17 protein-coding genes are annotated in these 21,359 nt (G+C 47.3%); 15 read left to right on the forward strand and 2 right to left on the reverse strand.

The window, feature by feature from the left end; all coding sequences use genetic code 11:
• Positions 1-161: 161 nt before the first annotated feature.
• Positions 162-1,769, forward strand: a complete 1,608-nt coding sequence (locus tag CIK98_RS15595; protein ID WP_094386217.1) for a DUF6377 domain-containing protein — start codon at positions 162-164, stop codon at positions 1,767-1,769.
• Here the strand turns inward: CIK98_RS15595 and CIK98_RS15600 are convergent.
• Entirely contained in the window at positions 1,762-3,243 is a 1,482-nt protein-coding gene (locus CIK98_RS15600; protein ID WP_094385869.1) for a substrate-binding domain-containing protein, read from the reverse strand. The genes CIK98_RS15595 and CIK98_RS15600 overlap by 8 nt on opposite strands.
• Positions 3,244-3,291: 48 nt before the next feature.
• Positions 3,292-4,116: an alpha/beta hydrolase gene (locus CIK98_RS15605; RefSeq protein ID WP_094385871.1), complete on the reverse strand. Its 825-nt coding sequence runs from the start codon at positions 4,114-4,116 to the stop codon at positions 3,292-3,294.
• A 77-nt stretch (positions 4,117-4,193) separates the two neighbouring features.
• Between CIK98_RS15605 and CIK98_RS15610 the strand changes: the two genes are divergently transcribed.
• The 14 genes from CIK98_RS15610 to CIK98_RS15675 all read left to right on the forward strand — a co-directional run bounded on the left by CIK98_RS15610 (position 4,194) and on the right by CIK98_RS15675 (position 21,321).
• Positions 4,194-5,642 (forward strand): sialate O-acetylesterase, encoded by a 1,449-nt coding sequence (locus CIK98_RS15610; protein ID WP_094385873.1) that lies wholly within the window; start codon positions 4,194-4,196, stop codon positions 5,640-5,642.
• 15 nt (positions 5,643-5,657) lie between these two features.
• Positions 5,658-6,185: an NUDIX domain-containing protein gene (locus CIK98_RS15615; RefSeq protein WP_094385875.1), complete on the forward strand. Its 528-nt coding sequence runs from the start codon at positions 5,658-5,660 to the stop codon at positions 6,183-6,185.
• A 72-nt stretch (positions 6,186-6,257) separates the two neighbouring features.
• Complete coding sequence (topA, locus tag CIK98_RS15620; RefSeq protein WP_094385877.1) at positions 6,258-8,573, forward strand: type I DNA topoisomerase; 2,316 nt, start codon at positions 6,258-6,260, stop codon at positions 8,571-8,573.
• 21 nt (positions 8,574-8,594) lie between these two features.
• The gene (locus CIK98_RS15625; protein ID WP_094385879.1) at positions 8,595-9,125 is read left to right on the forward strand and encodes a shikimate kinase; all 531 of its coding nucleotides are present in this window, start codon (positions 8,595-8,597) and stop codon (positions 9,123-9,125) included.
• Positions 9,122-11,014: a biosynthetic arginine decarboxylase gene (speA, locus tag CIK98_RS15630; protein WP_094385881.1), complete on the forward strand. Its 1,893-nt coding sequence runs from the start codon at positions 9,122-9,124 to the stop codon at positions 11,012-11,014. Before CIK98_RS15625 ends, speA begins: the two co-directional genes overlap by 4 nt.
• A gap of 1 nt (position 11,015) precedes the next feature.
• The gene (gene argB / locus CIK98_RS15635; RefSeq protein ID WP_094385882.1) at positions 11,016-11,792 is read left to right on the forward strand and encodes an acetylglutamate kinase; all 777 of its coding nucleotides are present in this window, start codon (positions 11,016-11,018) and stop codon (positions 11,790-11,792) included.
• A 76-nt stretch (positions 11,793-11,868) separates the two neighbouring features.
• A complete protein-coding gene (locus CIK98_RS15640; RefSeq protein ID WP_094385884.1) occupies positions 11,869-12,387 on the forward strand; it encodes an RNA polymerase sigma factor in 519 nt (172 codons plus the stop codon).
• Positions 12,377-12,907, forward strand: a complete 531-nt coding sequence (locus CIK98_RS15645) for a hypothetical protein (protein WP_094385886.1) — start codon at positions 12,377-12,379, stop codon at positions 12,905-12,907. The genes CIK98_RS15640 and CIK98_RS15645 overlap by 11 nt, the downstream gene beginning before the upstream one ends.
• Positions 12,904-13,404, forward strand: a complete 501-nt coding sequence (locus tag CIK98_RS15650) for a DUF4252 domain-containing protein (RefSeq protein ID WP_094385888.1) — start codon at positions 12,904-12,906, stop codon at positions 13,402-13,404. Before CIK98_RS15645 ends, CIK98_RS15650 begins: the two co-directional genes overlap by 4 nt.
• 202 nt (positions 13,405-13,606) lie before the next feature.
• Positions 13,607-14,176 (forward strand): RNA polymerase sigma factor, encoded by a 570-nt coding sequence (locus tag CIK98_RS15655; RefSeq protein WP_094385890.1) that lies wholly within the window; start codon positions 13,607-13,609, stop codon positions 14,174-14,176.
• A 98-nt stretch (positions 14,177-14,274) separates the two neighbouring features.
• Positions 14,275-15,234 (forward strand): FecR family protein, encoded by a 960-nt coding sequence (locus CIK98_RS15660; protein ID WP_094385892.1) that lies wholly within the window; start codon positions 14,275-14,277, stop codon positions 15,232-15,234.
• A 112-nt stretch (positions 15,235-15,346) separates the two neighbouring features.
• Positions 15,347-18,676, forward strand: coding sequence for a TonB-dependent receptor (locus CIK98_RS15665; protein WP_094386219.1), 3,330 nt, complete (start codon positions 15,347-15,349; stop codon positions 18,674-18,676).
• 20 nt (positions 18,677-18,696) lie between these two features.
• Positions 18,697-20,178 carry a RagB/SusD family nutrient uptake outer membrane protein gene (locus CIK98_RS15670; protein ID WP_094385893.1) on the forward strand — a complete coding sequence of 494 codons (1,482 nt, stop codon included), beginning with the start codon at positions 18,697-18,699 and terminating at the stop codon, positions 20,176-20,178.
• An 18-nt stretch (positions 20,179-20,196) separates the two neighbouring features.
• Complete coding sequence (locus CIK98_RS15675; protein WP_094385895.1) at positions 20,197-21,321, forward strand: metallophosphoesterase; 1,125 nt, start codon at positions 20,197-20,199, stop codon at positions 21,319-21,321.
• Positions 21,322-21,359: the final 38 nt, after the last annotated feature.

The raw sequence follows: 21,359 nt of genomic DNA on the forward strand, positions 1-21,359 counted from the left end.
TACAAGATACATGTATTATTAACATCTTTTATACACATTTCGTGGCTATTTTATTGCTATAATTGATAATTTTACGTACTTTTGCCGCAAATTAGAAACCCACAACTATATATGATGATATGCAACCTATAGATTTTAAAAAGACGGTATCAGTTGTTATTATGATATTCTCTTTTGCAATACTTTCCTCTGCCAATAACGCGGCATTGCTTCAAAAGCTCGACAGCGTGATTGAAGCAAGCGAAACCATAGTGGCTGAGAAGAACAAAAAAATTGCCACGCTTAAGCAAATGGCAGCAAAGGAAAACAACACCGCACTGCTCTTGGAAAGATACCGCGAACTCAGTGAAGAATACTATGTCTTCAAATTTGATTCAGCAAAAGTATATGTTGAAAAAGGTCTTGCATTAGCAAAAAAAGTACAGAACATTAGATATATTGTGACTAACACAATAATGAAGGCCAAACTGCTTTCCATCGGAGGACTATACAGCGAAGCTATAAACACACTGAATACGATAGAACAGGATAGTCTTGGAGAACAGAATATGACATTCGACTACAACATCGCCTATTCAACTATTTATTCCTACTGGGCTGACTATTGCAACGACGACACCTATTCACCGATATACAGGGAGAGATCGAATGCTTATCTCAAAACCGCCATAGCCAACATCGACAAAAACAACGCTGCCTACGACTATTATATGGGCGAATACCATGTTTATATTGACAAAGACGACGACAAGGCTCTCAAGCATTATTTCAGAACACTGGAAAAAAACGGCATGACATCAAGAGTATTTGCCATGGCATCATTTGCAATAGCCAATAACTACAGCGCACATGAAAATATGGAGAAGTACGAGGAATACCTGATAAAAGCCAGTATCTGCGACATTCTCTGCTGCACTAAGGAAAATCTCGCCATACAGGACCTTGCCATGCACCTCTTCAAGCAAGACAACGAGAATATCGAGAGGGCAAGGGTGTATATCAACACTGCTATGGACGACGCCAAATCATACAACAACAGACTTAGAATACTGGAGATTTCACAGAAACTGCCAATTATTGTGTCAACATACCACAAGAGGCTTACAACACAAAACTCAACACTAATGTATGCCGTTTGGGGTATATCACTGCTTGTAGTTACAATGCTTGTGCTATTGTATTTCTTCGTCAGACAAAACAAACTGCTGTCGAAAAGACGGCACGAGCTGCATGTCAGCAACAACATGCTTACGGAAACTAACGAGCGACTGAACCGTGCAAACGAACAACTGCTCGACACCAACCGCAAACGCGAGGGTCTCGCCAAACTATACATTGACCTATGCGCCAAATACATCGACAAGATGGCGAAGTTCCAAGTCATGGTGCAGAGGAAAATCAAGGCTAACCAAATCAACGAACTTATGAGTTATATGTCCTCGTCAAGACTCAACTATGAGGATGCCGACACCTTCATGAAGCGTTTCGACGAGGCTTTCCTTAATCTGTATCCATCGTTTGTCACTGAGTTTAACGCACTCCTGAAAGAGGATGAACAAGTCATAACCAAAAATCCGCACTCCCTCACCACCGAATTACGCATCTTCGCACTCATACGCCTCGGTGTCAAGGAGAGTTCGGAGATAGCCGCCCTACTCTACTACACCCCGCGCACCATATACAACTATCGCTCTGCTTTCAAGAACAAAGCCATAGACCGTGAGTCTTTTGAACAACGTGTTTGTACGCTATGCACCGTGATTAATTAGTGCGGTTACCACGTACTTCCCCCGGACTGATGCCGTATTCGTCCTTAAAGCACTTGGCGAAATAGGAGGGCGCACTGAAGCCTGTGTCGTAGGCTATTTCGGATACTGACTTGTCCGATGCTTCGAGCAGTTGCTTTCCGCGGGCAAGACGCGACTTGCGAAGTAGTTCTACGGGTGTCATGCCTGAGAGTTGTTTCACCTTGCGGTAGAGCTGCACTCGCGACATGCCCATCTCCTCGCCAATGCGCTCCACGTTGAAGTCGGCATCGTGAAGGTTTTGCTGGAGAATGGCACGGAAACGCTCAAGGAATGGACTTTCGGCCTGTGGTGTGTCTGCTGGTGCCACCACGTCTTTTGTCACTTCTTCGTTTACCATCAGTTTTTGCAGATAGAAACGATAGGCTATTGTGACAAGGGCGATGATGATGACAAGCACGACTATGAATGCCACTATAACCTTCTGCTGGAAGTTGACTTGTGAAAAATATTCGTCGAGCTTTCCCTTCACCACCTCAAGGTCGTCGCTTACTCTCTGTTGCTCAATGTTTTGAGAGAGAAGAATGTCGACGTTGTTGCGGTCTACAATGGTTGAAGTGAGAATGTTCTCCTTGTTGTATTTTTTCCCATCGAGAATGTTGGTGGCGAGCTTCATGAGTTGAAGGCCGCGGGTGGGATAGATGCAGGTGGCTTCCATAAGACCTTTTTGCACTAGTTCCATACCGCCACCTGGTGTAGGCAGTGCATCTATGCCGAAATATTTTATGCCTTTCTTTCCGTGAGCCTCCGCCACACTACGTGCTCCCATGGCAAGGCGGTCGTTGTGTCCATAAACGGCGGCTATCTCCACGTCGTACTTGCTGAGTATTTCGTTCATGGCTTTCTCGCCAGACTTTACTGTCCAGTCGGCACTGCCAGGCGATGTGATGACCTTTATTTCGGGATAGTCGTTCATGGCTTCGATAAAGCCACGATGGCGGTCAACTGAGGGTGACGATGATTTAAGTCCTTGTATTTCAACCACTACGCCTTTGCCCCCAATACTGCGTGCTATATAATGACCGAGCATATTGCCAAGCTGCGTGTTGTCGGTGCCCATAAATGCGGTGTATTTTTCCCCGCTTGTCTTTCTGTCGAAAAGCACTACCGGAATGCCTTTGTCGTAGGCCTTGCCGACTACATCGTTGAGACTGGCGGCAGAGTTTGGCGACACGATGAGCAAGTCTACCTTTTCGTCGATGAAATGGTTGATCTGCTTTATCTGTTGTTCGTCGCTGTCGTCGGCCGATGTTATTTCGAGCAGTATGCGTGTGTCGGCATACTGACTGAGGCGCAACTCGTTGTTCTGCTTGAAGCGCCAGGAGTCTTCGGAGCATTGAGATACTCCGATGCGATATTTCTTAGGCTTTTCGCCGCACGAAAAGCATGTGGTGGCTATTACTGCCAACAGGATAAGAAGGGGGTAGAAATGTTTCATTGCACCTTATTATTATACACGCGCGTGTGGTGATTCGGGAGTGTGTTGTCAGAAACTGTTGAGCCATGTACGCAATTCCTGCATCATCTCTACATGAAATGCGAAATTGGTGCGGATGCCCCAACCATGGCCGCCGGTGGGATATACGTGGAGTGATGCCGGAACGTCGTGGCGATAGCATTCGAAGTAATAGTTTACGCCATTTACCGGCAATACCGCATGGTCGTTATCGCTCAGTACAATGAATGCGCGTGGTGTGACCCTTGTCACCTGCAGGTCGTTGCTATATTCGCGTTCAAGTTTTTTCTTTGCGTCCTTTCCGAGCAGATTGTCGTGTGAGCCAAGATGGGTGAAGCTTGGGTCCATGGTTATGACGGGATAAAACAGGATCTGGAAGTTGGCTGCCGCGTCGCCCTTTGAACGGGTGGCCAATGTAGAGGCGAGATGACCGCCAGCCGATGAGCCCATGATGCCCACCTGATCGGGGTTGATGTTCCATTGCTTGGCATTACGTCTTACGAGTCGCATGGCCTCTTCAGCATCTTCCAGTGGCACTTGGCATACGCCATGGGGCATACGGTATTTAAGCACGACCGTAGCAATGCCCATATTATTGAAAAACGGGGCCCAGTCGTGTCCTTCGTGGTTCATGGCAAGATGGGAGTAACCTCCTCCGGGACATATGACTATACAACGTCCCGTGGCTCGCTTGGCATCGGGCAGGCTGACATACACTTTGGCAGTGTCGGTGTCTACACCATTGCTGGTGGGCGCACCGTTAGGCCATAGTACAATTTCTTGGTTTTTTTGGGCGTAGGTAGTAGCCGCAGCAAGAAAAACAACGGCTGAAATGATAGTTTTTAGTTTCTTCATTGCATTTTCTAATAAATTTCTTGCAAAGATAAATATTTTTTTGTAATATTGCACCAAAATTTAAAAAAAATGATATTATGAACAAACGATTTTTAATATTTGCCGCTGCGACAGCTTATTTTTGGGGTGTTGATGCAAAGGTAAAATTACCTAATTTAGTAAGCGATGGAATGGTTATTCAACATAGTAGCGACGTGAGGCTATGGGGTTGGGACAAACCAGGCAAGAAGGTTACTGTCACTACATCATGGTCGCAGGAAAAGGCTGTGGCAACTACCGGGAAAGACGGAAAATGGCTCGTCAGCGTAAAATCGCCCGAAGCCTCGTTCACTCCGCTGGAAATCACTTTCGACGACGGCGACAAGACTACCGTGAAGAATGTGTTGGCTGGAGAAGTGTGGGTGTGTGCAGGACAGAGCAACATGGAGATGCCGGTGAAAGGGTTCGGACAGTGTCCGGTAGTTGACTATAACAAGGAAGTGATCGGGGCTGTCGACGGTATCCGCTCTGCAAAGATACCAAGCCGCATGAGTACAAAGCCACTTGACGATGCCGAGACTTCATGGCGCATCAGTAGTCCTATGACCGTCAGCGAGTTTAGTGCCACGGGCTATTTCTTTGCAAAGACAGTGAGAAAGGCCCTGAACATTCCTGTAGGACTTATAGAAGCCAACAAGGGTGGCACGAGAGTGGAAAGCTGGCTGGACGAGGACAATCTGAAGAAGTATACTAAGGAAGACCTCGACTCCACCACGATGAAAGACCGTTTCGAGTGGGATTTCCACTATCCGCTGTTGTGGGGCAACGCCACTTTGCATCCTATTCTCAACTATACCGTAAAAGGTATCATCTACTATCAGGGCTGCTCTAATGTGGGCGATCCAGCAGGACAGTATACTGAGCGTCTGAAACTGCTTGTCGAGCAGTTGAGGCGTGACTTCAAGGAAGGAGATATACCTTTCTACTTCGTGGAGATTGCCCCATACGTCTATGGCGACGGCATTGACGGCACGTCAGGCGCAAAGTTGCGTGAGCAGCAGTTTAATGCCACCAAGGTGATACCCAACAGCGGCATGGTGAGCACCAACGACCTCGTGTTCCCTTACGAAAAGGGACAGATACATCCGGCACAGAAGCAGAAGGTGGGTGAGCGTCTGGCTTATCTCGCACTTAACAAGACCTATGGCTTTAAGACGGTCATCTGCGACGCCATGACTTACAAAGACATGATAATACAAGACGACAAGGCCTATCTCGCCTTCGACAACATGTCGGAGGGATACAACCGCTGGGAAGACATCGAGGGATTTGAGATAGCAGGTGAGGACAAGGTGTTTCACAAGGCCACTGCCGTGAAGTTCTGGGCTCCGGGCAACGACCCGCGAAACGAGCGCATTGCAGTAAGCTCTCCGGAGGTGAAAGCCCCGGTGGCCGTACGTTACTGTTTTAAGAACTTCCAGATAGGCAATTTCGGCAATCAGGGCGGACTGCCCCTTGTGCCTTTCCGTACAGATAATTGGGATTAAGAATCGTGTAAGTCTATGCATCCGTTAGAAAAATTTGAATATTGCCCAAGGTGTGGCAGTAAACACTTTGTTGTACACAACGAGAAAAGCAAACTGTGCGAGAACTGTGGATTTGTGTATTATGCAAATCCCTGTTCCGCCACAGCGGCATTTATCATCAACGAGAAAAATGAACTCCTTGTGGTAAAGCGTGCGAAAGAGCCGGCAAAAGGCACTCTCGACCTTCCAGGCGGGTTTTGTGACATGTACGAAACAGCCGAAGAAGGCATCAGGCGTGAGATAAAAGAAGAGACAGACATAGACGTAAAGGATATTGAATATCTCTTCAGCATTCCAAATATCTACCGCTATTCCGGCATAGATATCCACACGCTCGACATGTTCTATCTTTGCCGTATAAAAGGCGACGTGGAAATACATGCCGCCGACGACGCCTCGGAATGTTTCTGGTTGCCGATAAGCGAAATACATTCCGAACAGTTTGGACTACGTTCGATAAGACAAGCGATATATCAGGCTGATTTCTTAAAAAACTTAAAATAATCACATATAAATAAGGTGGAAGGAAACTTTTTTCTTACTTTTGCAAGCCAAAATTAAAGATAAGAATCAGATATGCAGAAAAATCTTGTAATTGTCGAGTCTCCCGCCAAAGCGAAGACCATTGAAAAATTCCTTGGAGACGACTTCAAGGTGATGTCAAGCTATGGACATATTCGCGACTTGAAGAAAAAAGAACTGAGCATCGACATTGACTCACTGAAACCCGACTACGAAATACCTGCTGAAAAGGAAAAGGTGGTAAGGGAACTCAAACAGAATGCAAAGAATGCTGAAAAGGTATGGCTCGCTTCCGATGAGGACCGCGAAGGGGAAGCCATCTCATGGCACCTTTGCGAAGTGCTCGGACTGGATGAACAGAAGACTAACAGAATAGTGTTCCACGAGATAACTAAACCTGCCATTCTCGAAGCCATAAAAAATCCAAGACATCTGGACATGAACTTGGTAAACGCCCAGCAGGCGCGAAGAGTGCTCGACCGTCTTGTGGGATTCAAACTCTCGCCAGTGTTGTGGAGAAAAGTTAAACCATCGCTCTCGGCAGGAAGAGTGCAGAGTGTGGCTGTAAGGCTTATCGTGGAGAGGGAAAAAGAGATAAGAAACTTCAAAAGCGAGGCATTCTACAGAATCTATGGCACGTTTGCCGTGACTAACAGCGACGGCTCGCAGAGCGAGGTTAAGGCTGAAGTGCCCACAAGATTCAAGACTCACGGCGAAGTGGTGGCTTTCCTGAAGAGATGCGAACAATCGGAATTCAGTATTGAGTCGATAAGCAAGAAACCGCTTAAACGCTCTCCGGCGCCTCCATTCACCACTTCCACACTGCAACAGGAAGCAGCCAGAAAACTCGGTTTCTCCGTCTCGCAGACCATGATGGTGGCTCAACACCTCTACGAGAGCGGACGCATCACTTATATGCGTACCGACTCTGTCAATCTCTCGGAACTGTGCCTGAAGGCAAGCAAGGAGGAAATCATGAAGACTTGGGGAGAGGAATACAGCAAGACAAGACAATACCACACCCAAGCGAAAGGCGCTCAGGAAGCTCACGAGGCCATACGCCCCACAGACATGGCGGTTACCACTATTGACGGAAACCAACAGGAAAAAAGGCTCTACGAGCTTATATGGAAAAGAACCGCAGCAAGCCAGATGGCTGACGCTGAGATAGAGAAGACCACGGTAAATATCAGTGTCAGCGAGTGTGACGAACAGTTTGTTGCCGTAGGTGAGGTAGTGAAGTTCGACGGATTTATGAAGGTATACCACGAGTCGACAGATGAAGACGAGACAAACGACTATGACAGCGTGAGATTATTGCCACCGGTCGCTGAAGGACAGACCTTGACAAGAAGGGAGATTACGGCAATACAGCGGTTCACGCAGTGTCCGATGAGATACAACGAGGCAAGCCTTGTGCATAAACTGGAAGAACTCGGAATCGGACGCCCGTCAACATACGCTCCTACCATCAGTACAATACAGCAGCGTGAATATGTACATAAAGGCGACAAGAAAGGAGAGGAACGCACTTATACCGTTGACACCTTGAAAGGAAAGCAAATACAGCAGACCACGCGTGTGGAGATGGCTGGCAATGACAAAGGTAAACTCCTGCCTACCGACATAGGCATTGTGGTCAACGAGTTCCTGATGCAATACTTCCCAGGCATTATGGACTATAACTTCACGGCAAAGGTGGAACAGAAGTTTGACGAGATAGCGGAAGGCACTGAGCGATGGACCGACATGATGATGGACTTCTACAAGGACTTCGAACCAGAAGTGGAGAAAACCATGAACAGCAGGGCTGAGCACAAGGCTGGGGAACGCGAACTGGGCAAAGACCCGAAATCGGGAAAGCCCGTGTTTGTAAAGATCGGACGCTTCGGACCTGTAGTGCAGATAGGCTCTGCCGACGATGCCGACAAACCACAGTTTGCCCAGTTGCCCTCTGACATGAGCATGGAGAGCATCTCCCTTGAAGAAGCTCTCGAACTGTTTAAGCTTCCACGCACCGTGGGCGAGTATGAGGGACAGACAGTGACCATAGGCGCAGGACGCTTCGGACCTTATGTGCTGCATAAAAAGAAGTATGTGTCGCTGCCAAAGGGAGTCGACCCGATGGCATTCACACTTGAGGAGTGCATCAGCCTTATAGAGGAAAAAAGACAAGAAGAGATACAGCGCCACTTGAAAAAATTCGAACAAGACCCGAAACTCGAAGTGCTCAACGGACGCTATGGGCCATACATCGCATACGACGGGAAAAACTATCGACTTCCCAAAAACCTTCACGAAAGGGCTGCGGAACTCTCATACGAGGAGTGTATGGACATCGTGAACAACACACCGGTGAAAAAGAAATAATAAACATCCAATACCCAAAACTTGAAAAGAATAATTCTTATTGGTTATATGGGGGCCGGAAAAACTACCGTGGGCAAACAGCTCGCAAAGGCCCTCAACCTACTGTTCTATGACCTCGATTGGTATATAGAGACAAGAATGCACAGAAAAGTGGCGCAGATCTTCGCCGAAAGCGGAGAGGAGGGATTTCGTGCCATAGAAAGAAACATGCTGCACGAAGTGGCGGAGTTTGAAAATGTTGTAATCAGTTGCGGAGGAGGAACACCTTGCTTCTTCGACAACATGGACTACATGAACCGGCAAGGAGACGTCATCTATCTCAAGGCCAAGCCGGAAGTGCTCTACAAGCATCTGATGATGGGAAAAACCGAGCGACCTCTGCTAAAAGGTAAAAGCCACGAACAACTATTGGACTTCATCAACCAGCAGCTTGAGAAACGGGAACCATTTTATACAAAGGCAAAATACACGCTCGACGTGAGCCTTATGGACAACTACGAGAAAATAAAAATATCAGTACAAAAAGCTAAAGAACTATTGGGAATAGAATGAAAAAATGGACTATTGAAGACTCAAAGGAGCTCTACAACATCTCTGGATGGGGCACTTCCTACTTTGGTATCAACGACAAGGGCGATGTCTATGTCACACCATGTAAGAACGACACGCAAATTGACTTGCGTGATGTGATGGACGAACTGGCGTTGAGAGATGTCACGCCACCGGTTCTGTTGAGGTTTCCTGACATTCTCGACAATCGTATCGAGAAAACCAGCAGCTGCTTCAAAAAGGCTGCACAGGAGTATAACTTCAAAGGAGAGAACTTCATAATCTATCCTATTAAAACAAATCAGATGCAACCTGTCGTAGAGGAAATTATCAGTCATGGACGAAAATTCAACCTCGGACTGGAAGCTGGGTCAAAGCCTGAACTGCACGCAGTGATCGCAGTACAGTGCCAAAGCGACTCTCTCATCATCTGCAACGGCTACAAAGACCAAAGCTATATCGAACTCGCACTGCTCGCACAGAAAATGGGTAAAAGGGTGTTTATCGTTGTAGAGAAACCTAACGAGCTCGAGCTTATTGCACGTGAGGCCAAGAAACTCAACGTAAAGCCTAATCTCGGAATCAGAATAAAACTCGCTTCTTCGGGTAGCGGCAAATGGGAAGAAAGCGGAGGAGACGCAAGCAAGTTCGGACTGACAAGCAGCGAACTGCTCGAAGCTCTCGAACTGCTCGACAAAAAAGGCATGAGGGACTGTCTAAGGCTCATCCACTTCCATATCGGTAGCCAGATAACAAAAATAAGACGAATACAGGCTGCACTTCGAGAGGCTTCAATGTTCTATATACAACTGCATAAAATGGGGTATAACGTCGATTTCGTGGACTGTGGTGGAGGACTCGGCGTTGACTACGACGGAACACGGTCGCCAAGCAGCGAAAGCTCGGTAAACTATTCCATACAGGAATATGTAAACGACTGTATATACACCTTTGTCGATGCAGCCGACAAAAACGGATTCCCGCATCCAAACATCATCACGGAAAGCGGACGCTCACTCACGGCACACCACTCAGTGCTCGTCATCGACGTGCTCGAAACAGCATCGCTGCCGGAAATGCCCGAGGAATACGAGCCTGACCCAAACAGCCATCAACTTGTCAAGGACCTCTACGACATTTGGGACAACCTTAACCCAAGGTCGATGCTCGAGGACTGGCACGACGCGGAACAGATACGCGAAGAGTGTCTCGACCTCTTTTCACACGGACTCGTAGACCTAAAGACAAGGGCTGAGATAGAAAGCATGTACTGGAGCGTGTGTCATGAGATAAATATATTGGCAAAGCATCTCAAGCATACGCCGGAAGAACTGGTGAACCTCGACAAGCTGCTGGCCGACAAGTATTTCTGCAACTTCTCGCTATTCCAGTCGCTGCCCGACTCATGGGCCATCGACCAACTCTTCCCCATAGTGCCCATACAGCGCCTTAACGAGCGACCCACAAGAAGTGCGACACTGCAGGACATCACTTGCGACAGCGACGGAAAAATAGCCAACTTCGTCACCAACCGCAACAACTCGCACATATTGCCGGTCCACACTATAAAGAAAAACGAGATGTATTATCTCGGAGTGTTCCTCGTCGGTGCATACCAGGAGATACTCGGCGACATGCACAATCTCTTTGGCGACACCACCGCTATTCATATCAGCGTAAAGGATGGGGCTTACCACATCGACCAGATCATCGACGGTGAAACAGTGGCGGAAGTGCTCGACTATGTACAGTACAACCCGCGCAAACTCGTGCGCCAGCTCGAAGTATGGGTGACAAAGAGCGTGAAAGAAGGAAAAATAACACTCGAAGAAGGAAAAGAATTCCTGTCAAACTACCGATCAGGACTTTATGGATATACTTATTTAGAGTAATATGGAAAAAATTAACGTCATAAAAGTCGGGGGAGCCGTTGTTGAAGACCAACAACAGCTCTCCTTGCTGCTTAAAGAGTTCTCTGCCATAGAAGGAAGAAAAGTTCTTGTGCATGGAGGAGGACGTCGCGCCACAAAGGTGGCATCACAACTCGGTATAGAAACACAGATGGTGGACGGACGACGCATCACCGACAAGGCTATGCTTGAGGTAGTCACAATGGTATACGGAGGTCTCGTAAACAAAAATGTTGTCGCTCAACTGCAGGCGGAAGGAATCAACGCTCTCGGACTCACAGGTGCCGACATCAATGTCATACGCTCACACAAACGGCCTCTGAAAAATGGTATCGACTATGGCTTTGTGGGCGACGTGGACCATGCCGACGGCAATATGCTCAAGACTCTCATCGAAGCTGGAATAGTGCCAGTCATGGCACCGCTTACACACGACGGAAAAGGCAATATGCTCAACACCAATGCCGACACCATTGCCTCTGAAACAGCAAAGGCGCTCGCACCATATTATGATGTGACACTCACATTCTGCTTTGAGAAAAAAGGTGTGCTTGCCAATCCCGACGACGAGGATTCCGTCATTCCCGTCATCACACCGCAACTGTTCCGGAAGTATGTCGCCGACGGCACTATCAGTGGCGGCATGATGCCCAAAATAGAAAACTCCCTTGCTGCCCTTAATGCTGGAGTGAAACAGGTGGTCATAACCAAAGCCGACACCTTGGGATCACAAACAGGAACAAAAATATTGGCGGAGTAAGGAAGAATCATTAATATTCTTTAACACAAATGCCTGTAACATTCCTCCTTTTCACTCGTCATTTCAACAAAGGGGTATGAAAAATATCAGTTTCCGAGACGATGTATTGCCGTTAAAGGACAAACTTTACCGGCTTGCCTTACGCATTACTCTCAATAACGCGGAGGCAGAAGATGTTGTGCAGGAAACATTGATAAAAGTCTGGAACCGACGCTCACAGTGGGAAGAAATAGAGTCGATAGAGGCTTTCGCACTTACCGTCTGTCGCAATCTGTCGCTCGACAAGATAAAAAGGATGGGGAACGACCACGACTCGCTCGACGACAGTACACACGACTCTCCAGACAGCTCATCCTCATCAAACCCTGAGGAGCAAACCATGGCTCGCGACCAGGTGGCACTGGTAAGACAACTTATCGACCGCCTTCCCGAAAAACAACGCTCTGTGATACAGCTGCGCGACATTGAAGGAAAAAGCTATCGCGAAATCGCAACAATCATGTGCATAAGCGAGGAGCAAGTGAAAGTAAACCTCTACAGGGCAAGACAAACAATAAAGAAAAAATTCTCAGAAACAGATAGTTATGGACTATAAATATATAGAACAGTTGCTTGAGCGCTATTGGCTTTGCGAAACTTCCCTCGAGGAAGAGCGCATACTTAGGGCATTCTTCTGTCAGGAGAACGTCCCGGATGGCCTACGCAAGTATAAAAGTCTGTTTGCTCTTGAGAAAGAGTCGATGCAACAGCACTCATTGGGTGACGACTTCGACAAGCGAATGCTTGAACTCGTGGGACATAGTGAGCCACAACGCGTAAAAGCCGTGCGCATCTCTTTGCAGCAGCGCATGATGCCGCTTTTCAAGGCTGCTGCTGTCGTGGCCATCATAGTGTCGCTCGGCGGTGCAGCACAATTCCAGTTCGGTAAGACCGATGGTGGCGACGATATCAACTATGCTGACTATAAGGATACATTCAGCGACCCGGCAGTGGCCTACGACCAGGTGGAGGGCGCTTTGGAAATGGTATCTGAAGGCTTCTGTCAGTCAGAATCGTCAGACTCGCTCGCCTCGATAGGCAGTGCCGTAAATGACAACACTAAAAGGACGGAATGAAAAAGACAATTCTCATAGTCTTGGCTATGGTGGCATCTTTGGCTGCCAATGCACAGCGAATAGCCGATTTCGCCTCAAAGTATATGGATGCCAACAAAGGCGACACCTTACTCAAATGTGTGACTGTAGGGCCGAGAATGATGGAACAACTCACTAAAATGCATGACACGCAAAGCAATGAGGCAATCACACAGGCCATTAAGAAACTGAAGACTGCACGCATCGTGACTGTCACAGAGTCAGTGGACTCGTATTATGAAAAGGCGGAAAAACTATTGAAACAGTTTCCTCTACGCTTCAGTCATGACAAAGACTTTCGCAACACCCACTCTTACGGCACTTTCTACACCCGACGACAGAAAGACGGGGCTGTGGTGGAACTGATAATGTTGCATGCCGACACACTGAAACCAGCTATGGTGATTGTAAACCTCACTGGAGACATCGACAACGACTTCATCGAATTATTGTCGAAAAATGTCGGCTCAAAAAAATAAGATATTTCTATGCTTTCTCTATAATAAAAATCATGTTTAGTAAAACCAGAAACTGTGAAGTTTCGATTCTCTCAAATTTTTCATAACATATTTTTTAAAACGGGGACATCATCCAATGTGGTGAGTTCCCGTTATTTTTTTATATACAAAAAAAAAGGACTTTTTGTTTGTGGCTTCAATTTTTTTCCTTACTTTTGCACCCATGGTTAGACAAACAGACATATTTCTCGTGGATTCCATGCGTCAGGATTCACAAAAAGCCTTCGATATTCTGTTCGAACGATACTCGAAGGAACTCTATGCTTACTCATTGCAGTTCACAAAGTCTGCTGAGGAAGCTGAGGAGATTGTCCACGACGTGTTTATTTGCCTATGGACAAACCGCCATAGGCTGAAACCAGTAGAATCCCTTCGCCCTCTGCTTTTCCAAATGTCAAAATACCGGCTCATTAATGCCTTCAGGGCTAGGGTGGCATCGCCAGTGTTCGAGGAATATGTAGAACTGAAAGACAAAAGGCTCTGCAATACACATTCCTCCTTGGAATATGAGGAAATGGTGAGACTTGTGAAATATAACCTCAACCTCTTGCCTATGCAACAAAAAATCATTGTCGGAATGGCAAAGTTTGATGAACTCACTCCTGCGGAAATTGCCGGGAAACTGGGCATTAGCGTACAAACGGTAAGAAACCAACTGTCTGCGGGAATGAAAAAGCTGCGTGAACTTCTTTCAGGCACAATAATGCTTCTATTGTTATTTTTTATTAAATAGAAAGAAACACATATTACATTAATGTTATATTTCTTGTATATATATTAGAAAAAACAATGTCTGACGATAAGTCAGAGTAATTAAAATATATCCAAACAATGAAATATCTTATAAAAAAATACCGAAACAACAATTTGTCGCCACAAGACTTGGTATCGTTGAGGCAACAGCTTGACACTACCGACGACGAACAGCTTGCCGTCTTGCTCGAAAACGACTGGCAGGATGCCGACACCAACCTCACGTTAGCCGATCAGGAGAGGTTGGATAACGTAAAACAACGGCTAAACAGCGAGATAGAAAAGCCGAAAAACAAAAGTGGCGTCTTTACCATTATTAAATATGCCGCAGTGCTACTCATTCCTCTTCTCATGGGCACAACCGTTTTCTTCTATATGAAAAGCCAGAAGTCGCTTAAAGAGCAGACGATTGTTACCACAGGCAAGGGAGAGAGTGCTACGGTAAGTTTGCCCGACGGCTCCCGTGTGACACTTTATTATGAGTCACGCATTGGTTATCAGTTGTCGTCGTTCAACAAGACTTGCCGTAAGGTGAGTTTTGATGGAGAGGCGCATTTCGACGTGAAAAGCGACAAAGAGCATCCGTTTGTCATTGCCAACAAGCATCTTGAAGTGACGGTTCTTGGTACTGTGTTCAACCTTTCTGCACGACAAACGGAAACAAACGCTGACTTATATCTTGAGGAAGGCAGTGTCTGTCTTAGCTCTACTTCTTCTGGACATTCAATTACGATGGAACCGCAAGACCGTGCAATAGTCGACTATGCCACGGGAGAGATAACCGTCGAGCGTCTGTTGTCGAGACCTCTTACTATGGCTCAAGGATATCTCACGTTCGACAGTACACCTCTTTCAAAAGTTGTCAAGACCATAGAGTCTAACTTCGGCTGTAATGTGAATGTGGCAGATAAGTCTCTTATGACCAAGACCTTCTCTGGTTCTTTGCCCGCAAAAAATATCAACGAAGCCCTCGAAGTTCTCTGCCTCTCGTTTGAGATCAATGTGAATAGGGTAGGGAATACGTATACTCTGCGGTGAGGAAAGTTTAAAAAAAATCCCTTTGGAATAGTATATAGTCCGGAATTTGTTGTATATAATGGTAAAGAGAATTATTGACACCATTTTTATTAACACAAAAAAACAACAAAGAATGGACAGAAACAAAAACAAGAAGCATCTCATCGTGCTACTGCTCATGGCAGTATTTTGTTGTGGTAATGTCTATGCCCAACACAAACAAACGGTGACTGTTCAAGTGGAAAACGCCAACTTGAAACAAGTCTTTGCAGCCATCGAGAGTCAGACAACTTATCACTTCTCCTATCGCGATGAAATAATCGACAAACGGCAGGACATCACGCTAAACATGACCAAGGCTCCTGTGGAAAGAGTGCTCAACAGGGCTTTGATGAAACGAAACCTTGCTTATCGTGTCGTATCAGAGAAATCTATCGTAATCTACGACAAAGACTCTGAGCCTGACGTAACAGGACAGAAACACGCATCTAAGCGAAAGATTACTGGACGAGTGATCGACAGTTCTGGAGAACCTATTATTGGTGCCAGCGTAATGGTGAAAGGAACAGGAAGCGGCTCGGTGACCGATGTCGACGGATGCTTCAACATCCTTACAAACAATAAGCGTGTCACCCTTTCCGTTTCGTATATCGGCTTCCAGCCGCAGGATGTAGTGTCGGAAGGAAACAAGGAGTTGAACATTATGCTCAGGCCAAACGAACAACTACTTGAGGAAGTAGTGGTCACAGGTTACGGAACTTATAAGAAGTCGGCATACGCAGGCTCGGCGTCAACAGTGAAGACAAGCCAGCTGAAAGACGTGCCGGCAGTGTCGTTCTCCGGTCTGCTGCAAGGTGCCGCACCTGGAATACAAATCAGTTCCTCTTCCGGTCAGCCAGGTGCCGCCACTTCAATCAACATACGCGGTATGGGCTCTTTCAACGCATCCAACTCACCTCTTTATGTCATCGACGGTGTGCCCACAATGTCGGGCAACGTGTCTACACTCGACACCGATGCCGGGCTTGACATCATGAGCACCATCAACACCTCCGACATTGAAAACATCACGGTCATTAAAGACGCTGCGGCTGCTTCTCTTTATGGTTCGCGTGCAGCTAATGGTGTGATACTCATCACCACAAAGAAAGGAAAGGTGGGAAAACCTTCTGTCGCGTTCAAGTCAGACTGGGGATTCTCCGACTTTGCCATGGACTACCGACCCATCATGAGCGGAGAGCAACGTCGTGAATATATCTACAACGGACTGAAGGCTGGACAGATAATCAACAACGACGCCACAGAGGAAGAGGCAACAAAATATGCCGACGAGAATATTGACCTGTATGCACCAGTGCCTTGGTGCGGATATGTAGATTGGGACGATATACTGTTCAAGAAGGGAAACCACCAAAACTACGAGGCGTCGGTGTCTGGAGGTACTGAAAGATTCAAGTATTACACTTCACTGGCTTACCTCAACCAGGAAGGTATCACCGCAAATTCCGGATTGGAACGCATCAGCGGAAGGGTGAATGCTGAATACAAGGCCACCAACCGCCTCACACTTGGAGCCAACATGCTCTTCTCAAAGGTTAATCAGGACGTATATAGTGAAGGAACTAGCTATACGTCTCCTTTCTATAGCTCAAGAAACTGTGTCGTGCCATCAGACCCCGTTTACAACGAAGACGGTACATGGAATCGCGAGTTCATACGAAACGACGACCGAAACCCATTGCTTTCGCAGACCTACGATTCACGTCGCGAATACATCACCCGCTACTTCAACACCATCTATGGCGAATACGAGTTCATACCCAACCTCAAGTTCAAGTCTACACTGAGTTACGACTACAACATCAACAAGGGTGAGAGCTGGAACGACCCACGCACATCAAATGGAGATGACGTGAACGGCGAGATGTACAAGAACATCTACGAGAGAAGCAAACTCGTATGGGCAAACCAATTGTCGTATGTTACAACCATTGCCGACGACCATCATCTCGACCTGCTTGCAGGATATGAGGTGGACGACCAGTATCGCGACTATGTAAGCGGCGACCGCATGAACTTCGCCACTTATAACAAGCCTTCGCTCAGCAACGGAGCCACACTCGGAGACGCCGGTGGTTCAAGCACACGCACACGCCTGCTCTCATATCTCACACGCGTAAACTACGACTACAAAAACCGCTACTATCTCGGAGGCAGCTTCCGAACCGACGGCAGTTCGCGACTCGCCTCAGGCAACCGCTGGGGCAAGTTCTGGTCGGTGTCGGCTGCATGGCGCATGATGGAAGAGAACTTCATGAAGCCGCTAAGCCATTGGCTTACAGACCTTAAGCTGCGTGCCTCTTATGGCGTGAATGGCACATTACCTTCCGACTATTATGGATATTATGGTCTTCTCAGTGTGTCAAGCAGCTATATCGGTGATCCGGCTTACACTCTCTCGCAAATAGCCAACGACAAACTGTCGTGGGAGACAAACCATAACCTGAACATTGGTGTGGACATAAGCCTTTGGAACAGGGTGAACGTGACCGTAGAATACTATACACGCCGCACAAAAAACCTGCTCATGGACTATCCCATATCCATGACAACAGGATTCGGCAGCTATCTGTTGAATATTGGAGAGGTGAAAAACCAAGGTGTAGAACTTGAGATAACGTCACGAAACATTGAGACAAAGGACTTTAGCTGGAACACCACTTTCAATCTCTCTCACAACAAAAACAAAATCGTAACACTCGACGGCACACAGACTGAAATCATCAGCGGTTCGCAGATCCATAAGGTCGGAAGCTCTTACCGTACCTTCTACCTCATAGAGTTTGCTGGTATCAATCCCGACAACGGACGCCCGCAGTTCTATACTAATACAAAGGACGCCAACGGCAATTATGTAAAAGAAGTGACCGAAAATGCAGATGAGGCAAACCGAATAGCAACAAAGCATGCCGAACCTAACTTCACTGGCGGTCTAGTCAATAGCCTGAGATACAAGTGGTTCGACCTCAACTTCACCTTCTCTTACCAGTTTGGCGGATACAACTACGACAACTGGGCACAGAAGACAGAACATGGCGGCAACGACCTTGAGGCCAACATCCCCGCCTATTACGCCAACTCATGGAAACAACCAGGCGACATCACCGACTATGAACTCTTCATCGAAGAGCCTGATTATCCAATGAGCAGCTATTCCACCACACGCCGTCTGCACAGCAGCGACTTCATCCGACTGAAAAACCTCACTTTTGGGTTCACACTTCCAAAGGAATGGACTTCCAGGATAGGACTCGACAACGTGCGACTCTATGCTTCCGGCAACAACCTCTGGACATGGGCGCGCTACGACCAGTACGACCCTGAGGCTGTAAGCGCTGGTTCGGCCATCTGGGGTACACCGCCACTGAAGACCATGACATTCGGTATAAACATCAATTTCTAAACCCTTCATAAACAGATAAAATGAAAATAATAGCATCATATATCATTTTCGGGACAATGGCACTTACTGTAGCGTCGTGTTCTGACGGATGGCTGGACGTAGAGCCTTCTACCGCTGTAGAGACAGACAAGTCCATCAATGAGCTATCCGATGTCAACATCATGCTCAACGGCATTTACACTACCATGCAAGATGCCTACGCCTATTCAGGACGACTCGTCTACTATGGCGACGCCTGTGGCGACGACATGATGGCATATAGTTCCACAAAACGCACTGGTAACTACTACACGTTCAACTTCACTAAAGATACAGCACCGTCCACCTTCTGGTCTTATCCATACAAGATGATAGGTCTCTGCAATATCATACTCGCAAAAATTGACAATCTGGAAACCAAGGAGACCGAATTGCGTGACTATTATAAGGGCCAGGCTCTCGCCTTGCGCGCCATGCTCCTATTCGACCTCACGAAATTCTATGGCTATCCATACAAGAAAGACAATGGAGCATCGCTCGCCGTGCCTATCGTGACAACAGTGCTCGACAAGGAGGCGAATCCAAAACGCAACACTGTGGCTGAGTGTTACTCACAGGTCATTGCCGACCTGAAGGCCGCTGTTGCTGCTATGGACAACGACGAGGGCAAGGCTTTCCACAAGGGACACATCAACCTCTATGGAGCTCAGACCCTGCTCAGCCGCGTTTATCTGTATCATGGAGACAATGCTGAGGCTCTTGCCATGGCTGCTCAAGCCATAAAGGGTGCTGAGGCTGAGGGATATAAGCTCTGGACAAATGCTGAATATGCTACCGCATGGGGCAACGATGCCAGCAACGGAACAAAGGGAGAAGTGCTGTTCGAAATAGTTAACACCACCGACGACAGTCCTGGAAAAGAGTCGCTCGGACGCCTACACTCGCCTAACGGATATAAGGATATCTGTCTCACCAGCAGTTTCTATGCTCTGCTCAACGAAGATCCTGACGACGTGCGACTGAAACTTCTCGTATACAGCAGCAAGCGCGCCTTCGTCAAAAAGTATCAGCCGCAGGATGGAGAAGACATCATGGACGCAAACATTCCTCTGCTACGTCTCTCCGAAGCTTATCTTAATGCCGCTGAGGCTGCCGTGAAGACCGGCGACAATGCTTCTGCTGTGAAATATCTTGACGCAATAGTCTCACGAGCCAATCCCGACAACTCCGTAGAAGGCACAACCATAAGCCTCGAACGCGTTATGACCGAACGACGCAAGGAACTCGTGGGAGAGGGACACCGCTTCTTCGATGCCCTACGTGACGGTGGATCTGTAGACCGACACGACGTGAAGGGACAGTCGAAAATCAGTTCCACCAAGCACTACATCACCAAGGCTGAGAAGATGAATTTCTCGTGGGACTACTACAAGTGTGTGCTCGCAATACCAAAGGCTGAGATCGACGCAAACCAAAACATGGAACAGAATCCTGTATACGATTCTGCCAGCGATGAGGAATAATCAATAACTCTTAAATAAATGATAAATAACATTTTATATCGTTCTCTTTTATTTTTAGCTTGCATGTCGGTATATTCCGGCATGCAGGCTTCTGACGACCATAAGCCACTTCTTACGGCCGACGGCCCATATATCATCCATAATGTCGATGGCAGCACTCGGGTGGTAAGCGTAAGCCTTGAAGGGCACGTCAGCGACACTACCTATACTTCACTTCCAGCCAACTTCAGTTTTGACGTGGTGTCTCACGACGCCCAGCATCGTTTCCCCGTTTCGCTACATCATGTGGAGCGTCCTCAGTGCTACTATCCCCAACCCGACAAACTCTTTGTCATGTCTGACCCGCATGGCGACCTCGACTGTGCAGTCAGCCTGCTAAAGGCAGGGGGAGTGATTGACAACAACTACCGATGGGCGTACGGAAGAAACAGCCTGATGGTCATAGGCGACGTGATGGACCGAGGCAACGACGCCACGCAGATTCTTTGGTTACTCTATAAACTGGAACAGGAGGCTGCCGAGGCTGGAGGCTCTGTCCACTTCCTCTTGGGCAATCATGAGCCAATGGTGCTTATGAACGACCTTCGCTATACAAAAGAGAAATACCTGCTTTTGGCTGAGCGAATGATGCTGGAATATCCTCAGCTATTGTCGCGAGGATCGGTGCTGGGCTATTGGCTTTCCACACGCAATACTATTGAAAAAATCGGACGAACGCTATTTGTACACGCAGGTATCAGTCGCGAATTTCTTGACCTTGGACTTTCGTTGCCCATGGTAAACGAGCATGTGAGCCACGGACTATGGATGAACAAGCAGCAACGCCGTGCCGATTCGCCTCTCACGTGGTTTCTCTTTGCTTCCAAAGGACCGTTGTGGTATCGGGGCATGGTTAGGCAGGAAGAGCGTTACAGCCCTATTGCCACCGATACACTGGACATGGTTCTCCGTCATTTCGACGTAGATCGTGTCGTTGTGGGCCATACGATATTCCCCGAGGTCACATCACTACATGGCGGCCGTGTGTTGGCAGTGAATGTGGACAATAAGAAAAACCGAAAACATCACCGCACCCGAGCCATTCTCATAGAAGGCACCGTCGTCAGCTTTGTAGATGACGATGGAAAAGGCTTCATTCCATGATTTTTTTACATTTTTGTTTGGTCATTAAGCAATATTTG

Source organism: Prevotella sp. P2-180 (assembly GCF_002251435.1).
Taxonomy (GTDB): domain Bacteria; phylum Bacteroidota; class Bacteroidia; order Bacteroidales; family Bacteroidaceae; genus Prevotella.

What these genes read in the sequence shown, in the direction of transcription:
- CIK98_RS15645 (WP_094385886.1), top strand. Translation starts at nt 12,377, where the DNA reads ATGGACTATAAATATATAGAACAGTTGCTTGAGCGCTATTGGCTTTGC.
- CIK98_RS15615 (WP_094385875.1), top strand. Translation starts at nt 5,658, where the DNA reads ATGCATCCGTTAGAAAAATTTGAATATTGCCCAAGGTGTGGCAGTAAA.
- CIK98_RS15660 (WP_094385892.1), top strand. Translation starts at nt 14,275, where the DNA reads ATGAAATATCTTATAAAAAAATACCGAAACAACAATTTGTCGCCACAA.
- CIK98_RS15650 (WP_094385888.1), top strand. Translation starts at nt 12,904, where the DNA reads ATGAAAAAGACAATTCTCATAGTCTTGGCTATGGTGGCATCTTTGGCT.
- CIK98_RS15595 (WP_094386217.1), top strand. Translation starts at nt 162, where the DNA reads ATGATATTCTCTTTTGCAATACTTTCCTCTGCCAATAACGCGGCATTG.
- CIK98_RS15655 (WP_094385890.1), top strand. Translation starts at nt 13,607, where the DNA reads ATGGTTAGACAAACAGACATATTTCTCGTGGATTCCATGCGTCAGGAT.
- CIK98_RS15600 (WP_094385869.1), bottom strand. Translation starts at nt 3,243, where the DNA reads ATGAAACATTTCTACCCCCTTCTTATCCTGTTGGCAGTAATAGCCACC.
- speA (WP_094385881.1), top strand. Translation starts at nt 9,122, where the DNA reads ATGAAAAAATGGACTATTGAAGACTCAAAGGAGCTCTACAACATCTCT.
- CIK98_RS15605 (WP_094385871.1), bottom strand. Translation starts at nt 4,116, where the DNA reads ATGAAGAAACTAAAAACTATCATTTCAGCCGTTGTTTTTCTTGCTGCG.
- CIK98_RS15665 (WP_094386219.1), top strand. Translation starts at nt 15,347, where the DNA reads ATGGACAGAAACAAAAACAAGAAGCATCTCATCGTGCTACTGCTCATG.
- CIK98_RS15610 (WP_094385873.1), top strand. Translation starts at nt 4,194, where the DNA reads ATGAACAAACGATTTTTAATATTTGCCGCTGCGACAGCTTATTTTTGG.
- CIK98_RS15670 (WP_094385893.1), top strand. Translation starts at nt 18,697, where the DNA reads ATGAAAATAATAGCATCATATATCATTTTCGGGACAATGGCACTTACT.
- CIK98_RS15675 (WP_094385895.1), top strand. Translation starts at nt 20,197, where the DNA reads ATGATAAATAACATTTTATATCGTTCTCTTTTATTTTTAGCTTGCATG.
- CIK98_RS15640 (WP_094385884.1), top strand. Translation starts at nt 11,869, where the DNA reads ATGAAAAATATCAGTTTCCGAGACGATGTATTGCCGTTAAAGGACAAA.
- topA (WP_094385877.1), top strand. Translation starts at nt 6,258, where the DNA reads ATGCAGAAAAATCTTGTAATTGTCGAGTCTCCCGCCAAAGCGAAGACC.
- argB (WP_094385882.1), top strand. Translation starts at nt 11,016, where the DNA reads ATGGAAAAAATTAACGTCATAAAAGTCGGGGGAGCCGTTGTTGAAGAC.